General features: G+C 49.0%; 17 protein-coding genes. 4 read left to right on the forward strand and 13 right to left on the reverse strand.

Features of this window, described 5'->3' with window-relative positions:
* From ABNT28_RS05905 to ABNT28_RS05915, 3 genes are all read left to right on the forward strand, one after another.
* The coding region (locus tag ABNT28_RS05905) for a trimethylamine methyltransferase family protein (protein WP_348721177.1) at positions 1–360 on the forward strand (360 nt) is incomplete at its 5' end.
* A gap of 109 nt (positions 361–469) precedes the next feature.
* Entirely contained in the window at positions 470–2,011 is a 1,542-nt protein-coding gene (locus ABNT28_RS05910; protein ID WP_332925284.1) for a trimethylamine methyltransferase family protein, read from the forward strand.
* A gap of 139 nt (positions 2,012–2,150) precedes the next feature.
* Positions 2,151–2,789, forward strand: coding sequence for a tetratricopeptide repeat protein (locus tag ABNT28_RS05915; RefSeq protein WP_332925285.1), 639 nt, complete (start codon positions 2,151–2,153; stop codon positions 2,787–2,789).
* A gap of 54 nt (positions 2,790–2,843) precedes the next feature.
* Here ABNT28_RS05915 and ppk2 read toward each other — a convergent pair whose 3' ends face one another.
* From ppk2 to ligA, 7 genes are all read right to left on the reverse strand, one after another.
* Complete coding sequence (gene ppk2, locus ABNT28_RS05920; RefSeq protein WP_332925286.1) at positions 2,844–3,758, reverse strand: polyphosphate kinase 2; 915 nt, start codon at positions 3,756–3,758, stop codon at positions 2,844–2,846.
* Positions 3,759–3,902: 144 nt separating this feature from the next.
* Entirely contained in the window at positions 3,903–4,913 is a 1,011-nt protein-coding gene (locus tag ABNT28_RS05925; RefSeq protein ID WP_332925287.1) for an amidohydrolase family protein, read from the reverse strand.
* Positions 4,914–4,941: 28 nt separating this feature from the next.
* Positions 4,942–5,847: an amidohydrolase family protein gene (locus ABNT28_RS05930; protein WP_332925288.1), complete on the reverse strand. Its 906-nt coding sequence runs from the start codon at positions 5,845–5,847 to the stop codon at positions 4,942–4,944.
* A gap of 1 nt (position 5,848) precedes the next feature.
* Positions 5,849–6,928 carry a PrpF domain-containing protein gene (locus ABNT28_RS05935; protein WP_348721182.1) on the reverse strand — a complete coding sequence of 360 codons (1,080 nt, stop codon included), beginning with the start codon at positions 6,926–6,928 and terminating at the stop codon, positions 5,849–5,851.
* 26 nt (positions 6,929–6,954) lie between these two features.
* Positions 6,955–7,911 (reverse strand): Gfo/Idh/MocA family oxidoreductase, encoded by a 957-nt coding sequence (locus tag ABNT28_RS05940; protein ID WP_332925289.1) that lies wholly within the window; start codon positions 7,909–7,911, stop codon positions 6,955–6,957.
* A 24-nt stretch (positions 7,912–7,935) separates the two neighbouring features.
* Positions 7,936–8,778, reverse strand: coding sequence for a class III extradiol dioxygenase subunit beta (locus ABNT28_RS05945; RefSeq protein WP_332925290.1), 843 nt, complete (start codon positions 8,776–8,778; stop codon positions 7,936–7,938).
* Positions 8,771–9,184, reverse strand: coding sequence for a protocatechuate 4,5-dioxygenase subunit alpha (gene ligA, locus ABNT28_RS05950; RefSeq protein WP_348721179.1), 414 nt, complete (start codon positions 9,182–9,184; stop codon positions 8,771–8,773). The genes ABNT28_RS05945 and ligA overlap by 8 nt, the downstream gene beginning before the upstream one ends.
* An 84-nt stretch (positions 9,185–9,268) precedes the next feature.
* Here ligA and ABNT28_RS05955 point away from each other — a divergent pair, with 84 nt between their 5' ends.
* A complete protein-coding gene (locus ABNT28_RS05955) occupies positions 9,269–10,174 on the forward strand; it encodes a LysR family transcriptional regulator (RefSeq protein WP_348721180.1) in 906 nt (301 codons plus the stop codon).
* Positions 10,175–10,196: 22 nt separating this feature from the next.
* On the opposite strand, the gene ABNT28_RS05960 is transcribed toward ABNT28_RS05955, so the two are convergent.
* The 6 genes from ABNT28_RS05960 to ABNT28_RS05985 all read right to left on the reverse strand — a co-directional run.
* Positions 10,197–10,994 carry an ABC transporter ATP-binding protein gene (locus ABNT28_RS05960; protein WP_332925293.1) on the reverse strand — a complete coding sequence of 266 codons (798 nt, stop codon included), beginning with the start codon at positions 10,992–10,994 and terminating at the stop codon, positions 10,197–10,199.
* Positions 10,981–12,069: a branched-chain amino acid ABC transporter permease gene (locus ABNT28_RS05965; RefSeq protein WP_332925294.1), complete on the reverse strand. Its 1,089-nt coding sequence runs from the start codon at positions 12,067–12,069 to the stop codon at positions 10,981–10,983. The genes ABNT28_RS05960 and ABNT28_RS05965 overlap by 14 nt, the downstream gene beginning before the upstream one ends.
* A gap of 82 nt (positions 12,070–12,151) precedes the next feature.
* Entirely contained in the window at positions 12,152–13,357 is a 1,206-nt protein-coding gene (locus ABNT28_RS05970; protein ID WP_332925295.1) for an ABC transporter substrate-binding protein, read from the reverse strand.
* A 71-nt stretch (positions 13,358–13,428) separates the two neighbouring features.
* Complete coding sequence (locus ABNT28_RS05975; protein ID WP_332925296.1) at positions 13,429–14,340, reverse strand: branched-chain amino acid ABC transporter permease; 912 nt, start codon at positions 14,338–14,340, stop codon at positions 13,429–13,431.
* Between the two features lie 20 nt (positions 14,341–14,360).
* A complete protein-coding gene (locus ABNT28_RS05980) occupies positions 14,361–15,098 on the reverse strand; it encodes an ABC transporter ATP-binding protein (protein ID WP_332925297.1) in 738 nt (245 codons plus the stop codon).
* A gap of 128 nt (positions 15,099–15,226) precedes the next feature.
* A partial coding sequence (locus ABNT28_RS05985) for a sugar phosphate isomerase/epimerase (RefSeq protein ID WP_348721181.1) occupies positions 15,227–15,604 on the reverse strand: 378 nt, incomplete at its 5' end.

Below are 15,604 nucleotides of genomic sequence, written 5' to 3' on the forward strand. Positions count from 1 at the left end.
GTGATGGATGCTGACCGGCTGGGCAGTTATCAGAAGGTGCTGGCGCAGGGGCTTGATGTGTCGGGTGAAGCCCTGGCACGCGATGCCTATGACGAGGTTGCCCCGGGTGGGCATTTTCTGGGCTGTGATCATACGATGCGCAATTATCGCGATGCCTTTTACGAGCCGCATCTCAGCAACAGTGAAAATGTCGAAAGCTGGGAAGAAGCAGGGGCAAAGGATATGCGGCAACGCGCCTATGACCGCTGGACAGGGATGCTAGAGGCCTATGTGCCGCCGCCGATCGATCCGGCCACCAAAGAGGCGCTGGAAGCCTTTGTCGCCAGGCGCAAGGGCGAACTGCCCGACGCATGGTATTAGGAGATATATTTATCTGCTTGGCGGCTTTGAAATTTACGGTTAGTCTGAACCTACTGTTATTTTTGTATTTATTATCAATTGTCGATGTTGTTCGTAAATTGAGATCATTATGCAGTCTGACGCCCACAAACCATCGCGCAAAGGCCGCAACCGTCGGTTGGGACATAGTGATTCGACCCCACGCGAAAACCCCTTTGCTGGGCTTAAGCGTATTGATGCCTATAACCTACTTGATGAAGATGCGCTTGTGCGCATTGAAGCGCGTGCTGACTGGTTACTTAAGGAAATTGGCATAGAATTTCGTGATGACGAGGTCGCCTGTGCCTTGTTTCGCGCGGCAGGAGCAGATGTTCAGGGCTCACGGGTAAGGTTTGAAAGTGGTATGGCGCGCCAGCTTTGTGCAACTGCGCCAAATCAATTTACCCTCCATGCGCGTGACCCGCGCTATACAGTTCACATTGGCGGGGATCATCTGGTGCTGATGCCGGGCTATGGATCACCCTTTGTCACTGACCTTGATCGGGGACGGCGTTATTCGACGCTCGAAGATTTTCACAATTTCGTCAAATTGACCTATATGACGCCATGGTTACACCATTCGGGTGGCACCGTATGCGAACCTGTTGATATTCCTGTCAATAAACGGCATCTCGATATGGTTTATGCGCATTTGCGGCTTTCGGCCAAGCCGTTTATGGGTAGCGTCACATCACCCGCACGGGCAGCTGACTCAATCACCATGGCACAGTTGGTATTTGGCCAGCATTTTATGAATCAAAATTGTGTTATGCAGGGCAATATCAATGTCAATTCCCCTTTTATCTATGATGCCGCCATGTCAGGCGCATTGCGTGTTTATGCCGAGGCCAATCAATGTGTCGCGATATCCCCAGCGATATTTGGCGGTGCGATGGGGCCTGTATCCCCTGCTGCTATTGCCGCACAGACGCTTGCTGAAGCGATGGCAGGCATTGCGCTGTCACAACTTGTCCGGCCAGGCTGTCCGGTGGTGTTTGGCAGTTTTCACTCTACGATGAATCTGAAAAGCGGTTCATTGACCTTTGGAACACCCGAAGCCAATCTGGTAACGATGGTTCTATCACAGCTTGGCAGTCGGCTTGGGGTGCCGGTGCGTTCTGGCGGTGGCCAGATAACAGCGACGAATAGCGCCGATGGTCAGGCAATGCAGGATAGTAGTGATGCCATGTGGGCAACCCTGATTTCGGGTGCAAATCAGGTATGGCACGCGGCGGGCTGGCTTGAAGGCGGCCTGACAATGTCCTATGAAAAATTTGTGATGGATGCCGATCATTGTGGCATGATGCTACGCCTTCTTGGCGGCGTGGCTGTTAATGATGAAGCGTTACCCCAAACCCCTTATCACGAGGTAGATGTTGGTGAAAATTTCCTAGCCACAACCCATACAATCAGGCATTTCGCTACATGCAACTTTCAGCCGGATATTGCCGATGCGGGGGCTTATGAAATCTGGATGGAGAATGGCGCGCCAACGGCAGAACAACGTGCCAATCAGCGCTGGAAAGAGATGCTAGAGGCCTATATACCGCCGCCGATCGATCCGGCCACCAAAGAGGCGCTGGAAGCCTTTGTCGCCAAGCATAAGGGCGAACTACCCGATGCGTGGTATTAGGGGTGTTTTAAGTCTAACATACAAACGTCACAGCTATGTGCCAGAATAGTTATCAAAAAACTGACAAAATCATACAAATAAATCATAAAAACAGTCTTTGTTAACGATATGGTAACCAGGCACAGCATATACTTTGCCTATGACATTACGGTTCTTCAAATCAGGGTTTCATAAATTATGGCCGCCCGCCATGATGACGCGCGGTCTTTTGCTATTGATGCTGTTATTATCGTCTCCCCTTTTGGCGGCTGATTTTGACAAGGGGGTACGCGCCTATAAGGGGAATGATTATGCGACAGCACTTGCCGAATTGCGGCCATTGGCCGAACAGGGGCATATCGCGGCGCAAAATATGCTTGGCGTGATGTATGACAGGGGCGATGGCGTGCAACCGAATTATGTTGAAGGGGCGCGCTGGTATCGTTTGGCGGCTGAACAGGGACTTGCGGAGGCGCAATATAATCTTGGCTTAATGTATCATGGGGGAGATGGCGTGCTACAGAATTATACCGAAGCGGTGCACTGGTATCGCATGGCGGCTGAACGGGGGTTTGCCAAGGCACAATATAATCTTGGCCTAATGTATTACATTGGCAAGGGCGTTCCGCAAGATTATACGCTGGCGCATATGTGGGGCAATCTGGCACAGGCGCAGGGGGCAGACCGTGCCAATGAACTGGTCAGGATACTTGAAATTGGCATGTCATCGGATCAGATTGCCACCACCCAGAGCATGGCACGCAGATGCCGCGCCCAAGATTATAAAAATTGCAGTTAAGCAAAACCCTCTATTAACTATAAGCGCGCGTAAATCTTGGTTGCTACCCAATCCCTAATAAATTTTTGGCACATAAAGTTCGTCAGGAAGTACGCGTCTTTCATAATCCGGCTTGAACACGCGTTCGGGCAAGATAACCTTTTTATGCGGGATTTCGTGATAGTCAATTTTTGACAATATATGTTCCATACAATTCAGCCGTTCACGCTTTTTGTCATTGCCCTCGACAATATACCATGGGGCTTCGGGAAAGGATGTGCGTTCAAACATTTCTTCCTTGGCGGTGGTATATTGTTCCCAGCGAATGCGGGCTTCCAGATCAATAGGCGATAATTTCCACTGCTTCATCGGGTCTTCGATGCGCATCTGGAAGCGTAATTGCTGTTCTTCGTCGGTAATTGAAAACCAGTATTTCAATACAATGATACCCGAACGGATCAGCATCCGTTCAAATTCTGTAACGTCCTGAAAAAACTGTTCAACCTGATCTTCGCTGGCAAAGCCCATGACGCGCTCGACACCAGCGCGGTTATACCATGAGCGGTCAAACAGCACGATTTCACCGCCAGCTGGCAGATGCGGCACATAGCGCTGGAAATACCACTGGCTTAGCTCGCGCTCGGATGGCTTCGGCAAGGCCACAACGCGGGCAACACGCGGGTTCAAACGTTGCGTGATGCGTTTGATGACACCGCCTTTTCCAGCGCTGTCGCGGCCTTCGCAGATGATAAGAATCTTGGCGTTATGTTCGACCACCCAATCCTGTAATTTGATCATTTCAGATTGCAAGCGTAACAGATTCCGATAATAGGTCTGATTATCAAGGTGATCTGCGTTCCGCGCGCGCAGAGCCTCACGAAGTTCAGGCGAAAGCATAGGTTCGCTGAATTCGGTTTCGAACATTTCTTCCAGCGTTTCTTCAAGTTCTAACGCTAGCCAGTCTTTTTCTTTATAATCGTCTTTGGCCATCTAACTTTGATCCTCATACGCAACACGCGCGTATATGTTGCGTAAATTGTACGCCTTTTCATGTCTTTATGCCACTTTCTAAATCGGTGGGGTAGGCTATAGCTCGTCTGAAGTGTCGTCTTTATTACAGGGTGCTGGATTTCCCTATGCTGACAAGCGGCTGAACACTGCACGGGCATTATCTTCAAAGATCATTTTCTTTTGCGTATCATCAAGTGCTCTATTGCCATCAATATAGCGTTTCGTGTCGTCATAATAATGTCCGCTATGCGGATCAATGCCGCGCACCGCGCCAATCATTTCCGAGGCAAACAGGATATTCTTGACTGGAATGACATCGAGCAGCAGATCAATACCACGCTGATGATAAACACAAGTATCAAAAAAGATATTATTCAGCACCCGTTCATTCAGATCGCCCAAGCCTTTATCCTGGGCAATCCCGCGAAAACGCCCCCAATGATACGGCACCGCGCCACCGCCATGCGGGATGATGAATTTCAGCTCGGGAAAATCGACAAACACGTCCGAAAACATGAAATGCACAAAGGCGGTGGTATCAGCGCCCAGATAATAGCTTGATGTAGTGTCCAGTGAATGCTGGCACGCGCCTGATACATGGATCATCGCGGGCACATCATATTCGACCATTTTTTCGTAAAACGGGTACCAGTAGCGATCCCCAAGGCGGGCGTCTTTCCAGAAACCGCCAGATGGGTCAGGGTTCAGGTTACAACCAATGAAGCCCATTTCTTCGACACAACGGGTCAGTTCGGCAATACTGCTATCGATGCTGGTTTCGGGGCTTTGCGGTAGCTGACAGACAGGTGCAAAATTATCCGGAAACAGCGTACAGACGCGCTTGATCAGATCATTGCAATGCGCTGTCCAGGCGGCGGATGTGCTGGCATTGCCGACATGATGCCCCATCCAGCTTGCGCGCGGTGAAAAGATTGTCAGATCGGTGCCACGTTCCTGTTGCAGTTTAAGCTGGTTATTAGCAATTGAGTCACGAATTTCATCGTCCGAGACCGCCATCGTACCTTTTTCAAACAGATGATCAGGGTTTTGCACCAGCGCGTCTTTTTGCGCATTCCGATAGGCTTCGACACCTGGCGGTGTTGTTGTATAATGGCCGTGGCAATCAATAATCATTCTCTTATCCTTTCATCCAGCTGTGTAGTTAGGCGTTATCAAATCCATATAGCCGTGCCGGATTATCAACCAGAATTTTACGTTGCAGATGTTCATCACGTGCCAGAAGCGGCACCAGATCAAGCAGATCACCATCATTAGGCATGAATTTTTTGATGTTAGGATGTGGCCAGTCAGTCCCCCATAAGGTTCGGTCTGGGGCAATTTCAACGAGTTCCTGCGCATAGGGGACAGCGTCATAGAAAGGCGGGCCGGCGGCCGAAATACGTTCTGAACCACAGATTTTAACCCACCAGTTTTCGCGCTCTAGAAATTGCTTCAGGATTTGAAAGGCGTGTTGATGGATTCCGGCATTGGTTGGAACGCGCCCCATATGATCGACGATGATATCCATATCGAATTGCAGAAAGAAATCCTGAAAGCTGATAATATCTTCAGCATTCACATGGATCACCAGATGCCAGCCAAGCGGTTGCACGCGTTCCAGCACACGCGTCATCATATCCAGATCGGGGGTGCCGCCTAGATGGGTGACAAAATTAAAGCGCACGCCGCGCACGCCGCCTGCATCAAGATCGGCAAAATCTTCATCCGAAAAGCTGTCATTGGCAATGCATACACCACGATAGTTTTTAGGGTTATGCTTGATGGCATCCAGCATGGCGCGGTTATCTGGACCATGACAGCTTGCCTGTACGATCACCGCGCGCTCGATGCCCAGCTTAGCATGAAGTTCGGCCAGCTTTTCACGCGGACCATCTGGCGGATGATAGGTCGAGCTAGGATGATAGGGAAATAGATCATGTGGGCCAAAGACATGGCAATGTGCATCACATGCCTTGGCAGGGGCGTTAAAAACGGGTGTGCATGTATCGGGATCAGGTGGCATACAGCTTTTTTTGCCGTTTATATGTGTATCGGTTGAATCTGCCATATTACGCGCCTTTCCAGACTGACTTTGGAACAAAAACTTCTCCACGCGCAAGCAACCGTGCTGTTCGCAACAAGCCTGCGCCCAGAATGTCAAAATCACTGCCCGAAGCCAGCGTTAGTGTGACATCAAAAACACCGGACGGATGTTCTATCGTCAAGGCTTTTTGATTGTCATTTTCATCAGACTGCGGAAGCGTAGCAAAGTCATATATCGCACTGTCTGGATGGATCGCTGCTGTCGCTGCCGAAACCGCACCTAGCACGCCGATGGCCTTATGGCATATTTTTGGGATGAAGGTGCGAGTATGTATCGTGCCACCATTGACGGGGGCTGAGACAAGGCACATTTTTGGCACCGCTTTGCCTGCTACATCGCCCAGTCCCATGGCGTCACCGGCTAGCAAACGTACCGCTTCCAGCTTTTGCTTTAAATCGCCATTAGCATTAAGTGCATCAGGTGTTTCATGACCGCTAATGCCAAATTCTGTGGCGCGTAATGCCACGACAGGCATGCCGTTATCGACACAAGTCGCGCTAAAGCCCAGAAAATCATCGCGCTTTGAGCCTGTTGGCCATAATGACCCGCTCGCTGACCCAGCCAGATTGGCATAATGACACATAACGGGGGCTGATGTGCCAAACACACCATCAATGCGTGCATCACCATCATACAGAGGCAGACCATCACTGATCGGAAAGGACAGGCGGCACCGGTTGCCACTATTGGTCATAAAGACATCAATATGGGCGGTATCGCCATCACGCTTCAGCAGGCCGCTTTCCAGCGCAAAAGCGCCCACCGCCGAAAGTAAATTACCGCAGTTGGGCGTTTCATCCAGATCGTCCTGACCAACCAACGCCTGAATAAATGTATAATCGATATCACATCCATCATGCGATGAAGCATCGATAATCGCAATTTTCGAGGTCAGGGGGTCAGCCCCGCCCAGCCCGTCAATCTGACGGGGGTCGCCGTACGCGCCCATCACCCATTTCAAAACATTGTTACGCGTCATAATGTCCGCAGGCAGATCAGATGCCAGAAAATAGACACCTTTTGAACTGCCGCCGCGCATCTGCATATAGGGAATGGCGGTCTGGTTGCTCACTATGCGCTCATCTTTTCTTCGATCATATGCATCACCTGCATCGTTGGCAGACATTGCGCAAGACTGCTGTTTGGTTCACGTTTGTCCTTGATCGCGCTGATAAATTCACGGTCGATCAGTTCGATACCATTCATTGATACATCAACTTTTGATACGTCAATCGGAGCATTATATCCGTCAAATAGATCGTCATAGCTTGCTACATAGGTGCCTTTGTCGCAGATATAGCGGAAAAAGCTGCCAAGGGGTCCATCATTGTTAAAGGATAATGAAAGTGTACAGATTTTGCCGCTAGGCGTTTTCATCAGGATCGACATATCCATGGCAATGCCAAGCTCAGGATGCACAGGCCCTTGAACAGCATGTGCCTCGGTAATCATTTCGCCTGTCTGATACATGAACAGATCAATCGTATGACAGGCGTGATGCCATAGCAGATGGTCAGTCCATGACCGTGGTTCGCCCTTGGCATTTATATTGGTACGGCGGAAGAAATAGGTCTGCACGTCCAACTGTTGAATAGACAGCTTGCCAGCGCTTATTTCGTTATGCACATATTGATGCGAGGGGTTAAAGCGGCGCACATGTCCAGCCATTGCGATCAGGCCTGTTTCGGCCTGACGGGCAACCAGCTTTTGAGAATCAGCTAGCGTGTCAGCCATCGGAATTTCGATCAGCACATGTTTGCCCGCATCCATCGCGGCTAGCCCCTGGGTTGCATGAAGCTGTGTTGGTGTTGCCAGAATAACGGCATCCATATCAGCACATGCCAGAAAGGCGTCAAAATCATCAAAACGATGTGCCACATTATGCGTATCAGCCGCATTGTTGGCCTTGTCCATAGATGTTGCCATGACGGCGGTGATCTGGGCGTCTTCAATGGCGCTGATCGCATCCATATGCTTGGAACCAAAGGCGCCATTGGCACCAGCAACACCGATTCTTACCTTGCTCATAAATGACTCCTTGATGATATGAGGCTATGCACTGTCTTTCAAAATTTGCAATCCATAGGCCGTATTGGATACTGGCACATGATAGAAACGATATAGCTCTTCGACTTTTGGTGCCATGGCACCGCGCATAATATTCCACATGATCATCTCAATCCCCTCAGAACCAGCTTCACGGACAAAATCTGCATGGGTGAGTTTGGTGTTGGCAATGGGATCATTGACCAGATTATCCATGAAAGTATTGTCAAAGTCGGAATTGATAACCCCGGCGCGCTCGCCCTGAAGCTGATGCGACAGACCTCCGGTACCCCAGATTGAGACGTTAATATCTTCGCCATAACTTTGAATGGCTTTGCGGATTGCGATGCCCAGATCGTGGCATCTCTTTGCGGTTGGCTGAGGATATTGAATAACATTCACACAAAGTGGAATGACCTTTACTGGCCATTCAGCCGGGGCGTCATAGGCCACGGATAAAGGCACGGTCAAACCATGATCGACCGGCATGTTATTGCTGATGGCCATGTCGAATTCATCAAGAACCAGACTTTCTACCAGATGCCATGCCAATGCTGGATGCCCCTGAACAGCGGGGACTTTACGTGGACCATAACCTTCATCCGCTGGCAGGAATTTGTCCGATACGCCAATAGTGAAGGTTGAAATCTGTTCTAGCGAAAAGGCCGAAGCATGGTCATTATAGACAATGATGACAACATCAGGTTTGTTTTGGGCGTGCCATGCGCGCGCTGGCTCCAGCCCTTTAAAATAGCCTTGCCAATAGTCTTCGCCTTGTTTGCCATGATCGATGGCGGCACCAACCGCCGGAATATGCGATGTGCCCATGCCTGAAAAAATATTAGCCATTGTCACTTTCCCCCTTAAAACGGTTGCCGTCAATTGGGCGGCCACCATTTAGCATCATGTTCTGGAAGTCTTCAAAACTCATGCCTGTACCAGACATTTTCGCGCCAATCTGTTGCATATTTAGCCCGTCAAAGGCAGCAATCTTGAACGTGTAATAAATATTGCCACCAAGCTGTAACATGCCTAGCCAGTCGCGCTCGAGAACAGCTTTGCGCTGGGCGTTGCTCATATCAAACTGGTTAATATAGGCGGTTTCATCCTCTTTGAATTGGGCGCGGTTCTCGGCATTGTTCAGCGACATGCAGAACATGTTCAATCCATAGCCATTCTGGTAATGCGCGGCGTCTTGCACATAGGTGCCGGGGATCGACTCGAAATCATTTTCAGGTGCTACTTCGGTCATCATCTTGCCTTTTGACAATTAGCATAATATCTGACAGTAAATTAGATTGAAAATAAGAACAATATTCAAAAATAGAACGGATCGTTCATGAAATGGAACATAAATGATATTCCTGTCTTTGTCGCTGTTGCTGAACATGCGGGCATAAGCCTTGCCGCGCGCAAGCTTGGTATGCCGAAATCATCGGTATCACGCGCGATCACCCGACTTGAAGCGGCGCTTGGCCTTAGCCTGTTTGATCGTAATACGCGTAATCTACGCCTGACTGACGAGGGGCAGGTGTTCCTGTCACATGCCAGCATGATTGTCGAGCAGGCCGAAGCCGCCAGTGCCGCGCTGGCGGGTATCCAGAAGCGCCCTTCGGGCAATTTGACGGTGGCGGTTCCGATGGCCTTTAGCCGCGAGATCATTGGTGGTCGGCTGGCCGAATTCACGGCAGCCTACCCAGATATAAATCTGGATATCCGCGTTGTTGGCCATCCGGTTAATTTGATGACAGATCATATTGATCTGTCAATTTCGCCAGATGTGCAGGAAGATTCGGATCTTTATTGTCAGACGTTGATGCGGACGAAACTGATCTGGGTTGCTAGTCCCACTTATCCCGGGCTTGACGCGGTGAAACCCGATATCGCGTCAATCATGGCGCATTTGCGGTTTTGTGAACAGCGTTATCTTTTGCGTAAAATGCCTGTTCTTTTTGATGATAATGCAACGCCGCCACGACGCTTTCTTAATTGCCTTGGAGCGATGCCAGTCAATGATCCCGTATTGTTGCGTGAAACCATCAAGCAAGGTGGCGGCATCAGTTTTTTGCCCGATATTTATTGCAAACCTGACTTGGCATCAGGTGAGCTGGTGCAAATATTGCCTTCGGTTAAGCTGGACAAGGATGCCACGGTTTCGGCACTTTATCTGCGGCACCGATTTGTACCGCAGAAAATCCGCGTCTTTATTGACTTTGCCAAGGCATGTGTTGCTGGGGCAAGATAATCTGCAAAAAACCTAGTAAAGATCACCCCATCGCGGCGCGGATTTCCTCATCGGCCATTTCACGTCCCAGATAGGCTTCGACGACTGCCGGATCATTTTTTACAAATTCGGGCGTGCCTTCGGAAATTTTCTGACCATGGTCAAGAACGCTGACTGTTTCACAGGTATTCATCACGACTTTCAGAATATGCTCAACCACAACGATGGTCAGGTTATAGCGTTCTTTCAGCGTCATGATTGTCGCCATCAGATTATCAACATTGACCGGAGATAGACCCGCGCCTGGTTCGTCAAGCAACAGCAATTTAGGCCGTGTTGCAATCGCCCGCCCCAAAGCCAGCAAACGACGCTGGCCACCTGATAGTTCAGCCGCCGGAATTTCGGCATGTTCCGCCAGTCCGATAAATTCCAGCAATTCCATCATTTCATCGCGGACGATAGCATCCTGACGGCGCACTTCGGCACCTTTGAAAAATGGTGCCAATGGGCTGTATTTGGTATGTGGATGATAGCCAACCATGACATTGTCCAGCACGCTTAACTCGCCATAGAGACGTAAAAGCTGGAAAGTTCGTGACAAGCCCTGTTCAGCAATGAAATGCGCAGGTTTGTCGGTGATGTCGATACCGTCAAATTCGATATAGCTGCCAGCATCAGGCTGATACACACCCGTCAGCAAATTGAAAAAGGTCGATTTGCCCGAACCGTTCGGCCCGATCAGGCCATGAACAGTGTTTGGCTCTACTTTCAGGCTGACCTCATTGATCGCCTGCAATCCGCCAAAACTTTTGCTGAGATTACGCGTTTCAAGCAGTGCCATCTAAGCGCTCCTCACTTTGTTTGATAAAGCGACGGTTGCGCTGGAAGCCTTCGATCCAACCCCCAATACCGCGCGGCATGAACAGTACCAGTAGCACCATGGACAGGCCAAACACGATTGGCTGGATGATGATGGGACGATCCATGAAATAGAACACCAGATCTTTGGTCTGGTCATAGGCAATGGTGACAACAATCGCGCCAATCACACCGCCCCATACATTGCCGATACCGCCAAGCACGACCATCAGTAGCAAGGTAACCATTTCGATGATGGTGAAATTGTTGTGATGCAGATAACCCGGAGGCATATGCGCAAATAACGCACCAGCCAGACCGGCATAAACCGCGCTCAGCACAAAGGCGAGCAGTTTATATTTGACCACATTGATACCATTGACCGATGCGGCGATGGTGTCTTCGCGGATTGCCTGAAAGGCGCGGCCTGTTGCCGAGCGTAGAATAGAGAATGAAAAATAGATGCCAATAACGGCGGTGGTCATAACCAGATAATAATAGCTGGTAAAGCTCTCAAAAACAAAACTGCCAATGGTTGGTGGCGGGATCATCATCAAACCAGTGCTTGATCCCAATTGTGGTGTTACCGCAATCATAATCCTTACAGACTCACCAAGGCCAAGGGTGGCAAGTGCCAGATAAGCACCTTCGAGCCTGACCGATGGCAAGCCAACGATTACGCCAGCAAGCGCGGTAACCAAAACGGCAATCGGGATCGCTACCCAAACCGACAAGCCAAAGCCCCATGTATCGCCAAAACTGCCTGGTTCAAGTGCCAAGATTGCCGAGGTTACAGCGCCAATCGCATAGAGTCCGATGTGGCCAACTGTGACCTGACCACAAAAGCCTTTGACGATATTCAGTCCGACCGCCAGCAGAATGAACAGACAGGCACGATTGGCCAGATTAATCAAATATTCACTAAATAAAGATGCTAAAATATAGGGCAATGGCAAGAGCGCGATATAGGCAAGAACCCAAGGCAGAAGCCGATGTTTACGCGCTAACGTTTCACCAAATGCTACAATTTTTTCAATAATTAAAACAAAGACATTCATCTGTTCAATTGTCCATCTCACAGGGGGAGGGATAAAGCTGGGGCAAGGATGTCTGCCCCAGCTTCACATAGTGTTCTATGACCTATTCAAGGCCAAATTCGATAGGCATGGTTACACGGGCAAGAACTTCAGTTTCAAAGTTTTCGCCACCCTTTGTGTAACCGATCAGAACAGCTGTTCTGTTACCGTCACGGCACTGTGGTGTTGGCGCGGCACAGAAGCTGATTGGGCCTGATGCCAGACCTTCATAGTTCTTTACACCAGCAATCGCATCGCGAATGGCAGTACGGTCAGCTTTCAATGATGCGCTGTCCAGACCAAGGTCGGTGCTTTTCAGAGCTTGTTCCATGATCCGTACAAGGTCATATGCCTGTGAGAAATCATGGTCAGGTGCGTGGATGCCATACTTTTCTTTAACCATTGCGTTGAACAATTTAGCAATTGGGCGCTGATCAGCAGCAGCATAGGCAGCTGTAAAGAACACGCCTTTGACAGCATCGCCAGCAATCCGTGGCACAGGGGCATTAGACGCTGAAGATGAACCGATACGGCGTACATCTGCACCAATACCTGCTTCATATGATTGCATGAGCGCACGTGCCATTGTCTCAGCCAATGCAGCAACCATGATACCGTCAACATTCATTGACTTGATTTTCTGCATATGTGAACGGAAATCGACTTCTTTTTCCTGCACATTGGCGATATAGGCTGGCTCGGCACCAAACTGCTTTTTGATCTGACCCTGCATGGCAGCACAGTCATTGACCGATGCCGCATCAGCCGCACAGATATAAGCAATTTTCTTACCAATGTTGTCACCAACATATTTGGCGTTCACACCACCGTAATAACGGCCAGACACAGGAACGCGGAATACCCACTCACTGCCTTTCTGGGTGATTTTTGCATTTGTTGAATGCGGGATCAACTGCGCAACGCCAGCTTTGGCAGTTACGTCAACAATCGGCAAAGACACTGAAGAACAGGTCGAACCGATAAGCATATGAACCTTTTCCTGGAAAATAAGCTTATTGGCGTTAGCGACACCTTTATCTGACTTACATTCGTCATTCATCAAGGTGGCTTTGATCATATTGCCATTGATACCACCAGAATCATTGATGGCTTTGATTTCGTCCATCATCATCTGACCGTATTTTTGGCCGTTCTCACTGACCATACGCATTGTGATACCAACACGGATATCACCAGCAAATGCGGCTGTACTGGCAAGGGCAACACCCCCAACAAGCAAGCTAGCAAAGGTTGATTTCATGATATTCATCTTCTCCTCCATTTTAGCAATTATTACATTTTGCCTTCTTTAGTAGCGTAGCGCGAAATGTTTACCGTTCGCTATGCCTTTACCTTTGCTTCGATTCCAAACAGTCCCGAAGGGCGGAACATGAGTACAAGAATCAAAAGCAAAAATGCGTAAATATCTTTATGGCTTGGCGATATATAAGCCGCCCCAAGATTTTCGAAAATACCAACCATGATGCCGCCAAGGATCGCTCCAGGCAATGACCCGAAACCACCCACGACAGCCGCCGCAAATGCCTTCATCAGCATCAGATAGCCCATTTCAACCTGAACTGACTGCATCGGCCCGATCAACACCCCGGCCGCTGCGGCCAACGCGCATGACAGACCAAAGATCAGTGAAATCATCAGCGGTACATTGATGCCCATCAAATAGGCAATGTCTTTGTTATGGGCGACGGCACGCACAGCCAGACCCATCTTTGTATGGCGCAGGAAATAATGAAGCGCCGCCATCAATACAACAGAAATGACCGCTGTTAATACATAGCTTTCGGGGACTTCAATATCACCAGCAAATTGCAGGCGCGGAATATAATCCAGATTGGCGCGGAATGGCTCGGCCTCGGCACCCCAGATAAAATAAGCCACATTTACAAGCGCGACAGACATGCCAAAACCACAAATAATCATGCCCATGCCAGCGACTGTATAGCCACCACCAGCGCTGGTTAATCGTCGGTAGAAGACACGTTCAACAAACATGCCTAATATTGCCGTCAATATCATCGCCCCGATCAATGCGACCGGATAGGGAAGCCCTACATTATTTGCCAGAACCAAACCAAAAAACGCGCCAAACATATACATTTCACCATGCGCGAAATGCACAATGTCTAAGCCTGAATAAATCAGCGATATACCCAATGCGACAATGCCGTAAACGACACCAATCGTGACGCCAAAAATGATGAAAGCCATCAGAGAATTATAATCGAAGTCCATGTTATTTTAGTTCCCTAACTTTATGCGGTCAGCTTTTTTGACGTATTAGCGACTGATCCACCGAGGAATGATTCCTTGACCGCCGGATCGTTGATTAAATTCTTGGCTTCACCTTCCATCATGATGATGCCATCGCGAATGATATAGCCATACTGGGCAAGGATAAGTGCCATACGCACATTCTGCTCAACCACAAGAATGGTTACACCGGATTTTGCAATTTTATTGATGTTGGCAAAAATCTCTAGCACAACTTTGGGTGCCAAAGCGGCACTAGGCTCATCAAGCATCAGCATTTTCGGATTAGCCATCAAGCCGCGTCCGATCACCAGCATTTGCACTTCACCACCTGATAAAGTGCCTGAAAGCTGTTTGCGACGTTCGCGCAGAACTGGGAAAAATGTATATACTTTTTCAAGATCGGCCAAGGTGCCAGCACGGTCATTGCGCGTATAGGCACCAAGAACCAGATTTTCCTCAACCGTCATGGCTGGATAGGCTTCTTTAGACTGAGTGACCTGGACTAACCCCAACCGCATTCTTTCATGTGGCTTCAAGGCAGCAATATCGACACCGTCAAAGAACATTTGGCCTTCCATCAAAGGCAGAAGACCAGAAACTGTTTTCAGCAAAGTTGATTTACCGGTACCGTTACCACCAAGTAACGCAACGATAGAGCCGCGCTCAACGTTCATGTCGATGCCGCGTAAAATCTTTAATTTGCCGTAGCCAGCATGAACGTTTTTAAGTTCAAGCACGCATTTCTCCCTTAATTATTGATAAAATCCTAACATTTTTATCTTGGCGAACATAGCTTATATACCAAACAAATTGTCAAAATTGATTAAAAACCATCATTTTATAGTTTTAACTTATTGTATGTTGATCAGAAATCCTTGTTCATGCGTGTCAGAATTTCTTTGACAAGATGGTGCGGGTCAGCCTGCCACCAGTTATGAGCTGAGAAAATTTCAATTTCGACAGGTTCTTTAAATCCGCTTGTTTCAACGGCGTTTCGTAATGTAGGCAGGTCAATAATACCGTCGCCTGGCATGCCGCGATCTAGTCGCACATCTCTGGTTTCGGCCAACCAGTCAGCAACATGGTAATTGACGATACGATTCCCGGCGCGGCTGATCTGCGCCATCAGGTCGGGCTCCCACCAGACCGCATAGCTATCCAGCGCGATTCCAACATTATCTGAGCTGTCTAGCTGATCGAGTATATCATTAGCCTCACGCAGGCTGCTAATCACCGATCGCAA

Origin of the sequence: uncultured Candidatus Puniceispirillum sp., from assembly GCF_963979125.1 — a bacterium.
Taxonomy (GTDB): Bacteria; Pseudomonadota; Alphaproteobacteria; order Puniceispirillales; family Puniceispirillaceae; genus Puniceispirillum.

Coding starts and splice junctions, on each gene's coding strand:
- ABNT28_RS05910 (WP_332925284.1), top strand. CDS start 470: ATGCAGTCTGACGCCCACAAACCATCGCGCAAAGGCCGCAACCGTCGG.
- ABNT28_RS05915 (WP_332925285.1), top strand. CDS start 2,151: ATGACATTACGGTTCTTCAAATCAGGGTTTCATAAATTATGGCCGCCC.
- ppk2 (WP_332925286.1), bottom strand. CDS start 3,758: ATGGCCAAAGACGATTATAAAGAAAAAGACTGGCTAGCGTTAGAACTT.
- ABNT28_RS05925 (WP_332925287.1), bottom strand. CDS start 4,913: ATGATTATTGATTGCCACGGCCATTATACAACAACACCGCCAGGTGTC.
- ABNT28_RS05930 (WP_332925288.1), bottom strand. CDS start 5,847: ATGGCAGATTCAACCGATACACATATAAACGGCAAAAAAAGCTGTATG.
- ABNT28_RS05935 (WP_348721182.1), bottom strand. CDS start 6,928: ATGCAGATGCGCGGCGGCAGTTCAAAAGGTGTCTATTTTCTGGCATCT.
- ABNT28_RS05940 (WP_332925289.1), bottom strand. CDS start 7,911: ATGAGCAAGGTAAGAATCGGTGTTGCTGGTGCCAATGGCGCCTTTGGT.
- ABNT28_RS05945 (WP_332925290.1), bottom strand. CDS start 8,778: ATGGCTAATATTTTTTCAGGCATGGGCACATCGCATATTCCGGCGGTT.
- ligA (WP_348721179.1), bottom strand. CDS start 9,184: ATGATGACCGAAGTAGCACCTGAAAATGATTTCGAGTCGATCCCCGGC.
- ABNT28_RS05955 (WP_348721180.1), top strand. CDS start 9,269: ATGAAATGGAACATAAATGATATTCCTGTCTTTGTCGCTGTTGCTGAA.
- ABNT28_RS05960 (WP_332925293.1), bottom strand. CDS start 10,994: ATGGCACTGCTTGAAACGCGTAATCTCAGCAAAAGTTTTGGCGGATTG.
- ABNT28_RS05965 (WP_332925294.1), bottom strand. CDS start 12,069: ATGAATGTCTTTGTTTTAATTATTGAAAAAATTGTAGCATTTGGTGAA.
- ABNT28_RS05970 (WP_332925295.1), bottom strand. CDS start 13,357: ATGAATATCATGAAATCAACCTTTGCTAGCTTGCTTGTTGGGGGTGTT.
- ABNT28_RS05975 (WP_332925296.1), bottom strand. CDS start 14,340: ATGGACTTCGATTATAATTCTCTGATGGCTTTCATCATTTTTGGCGTC.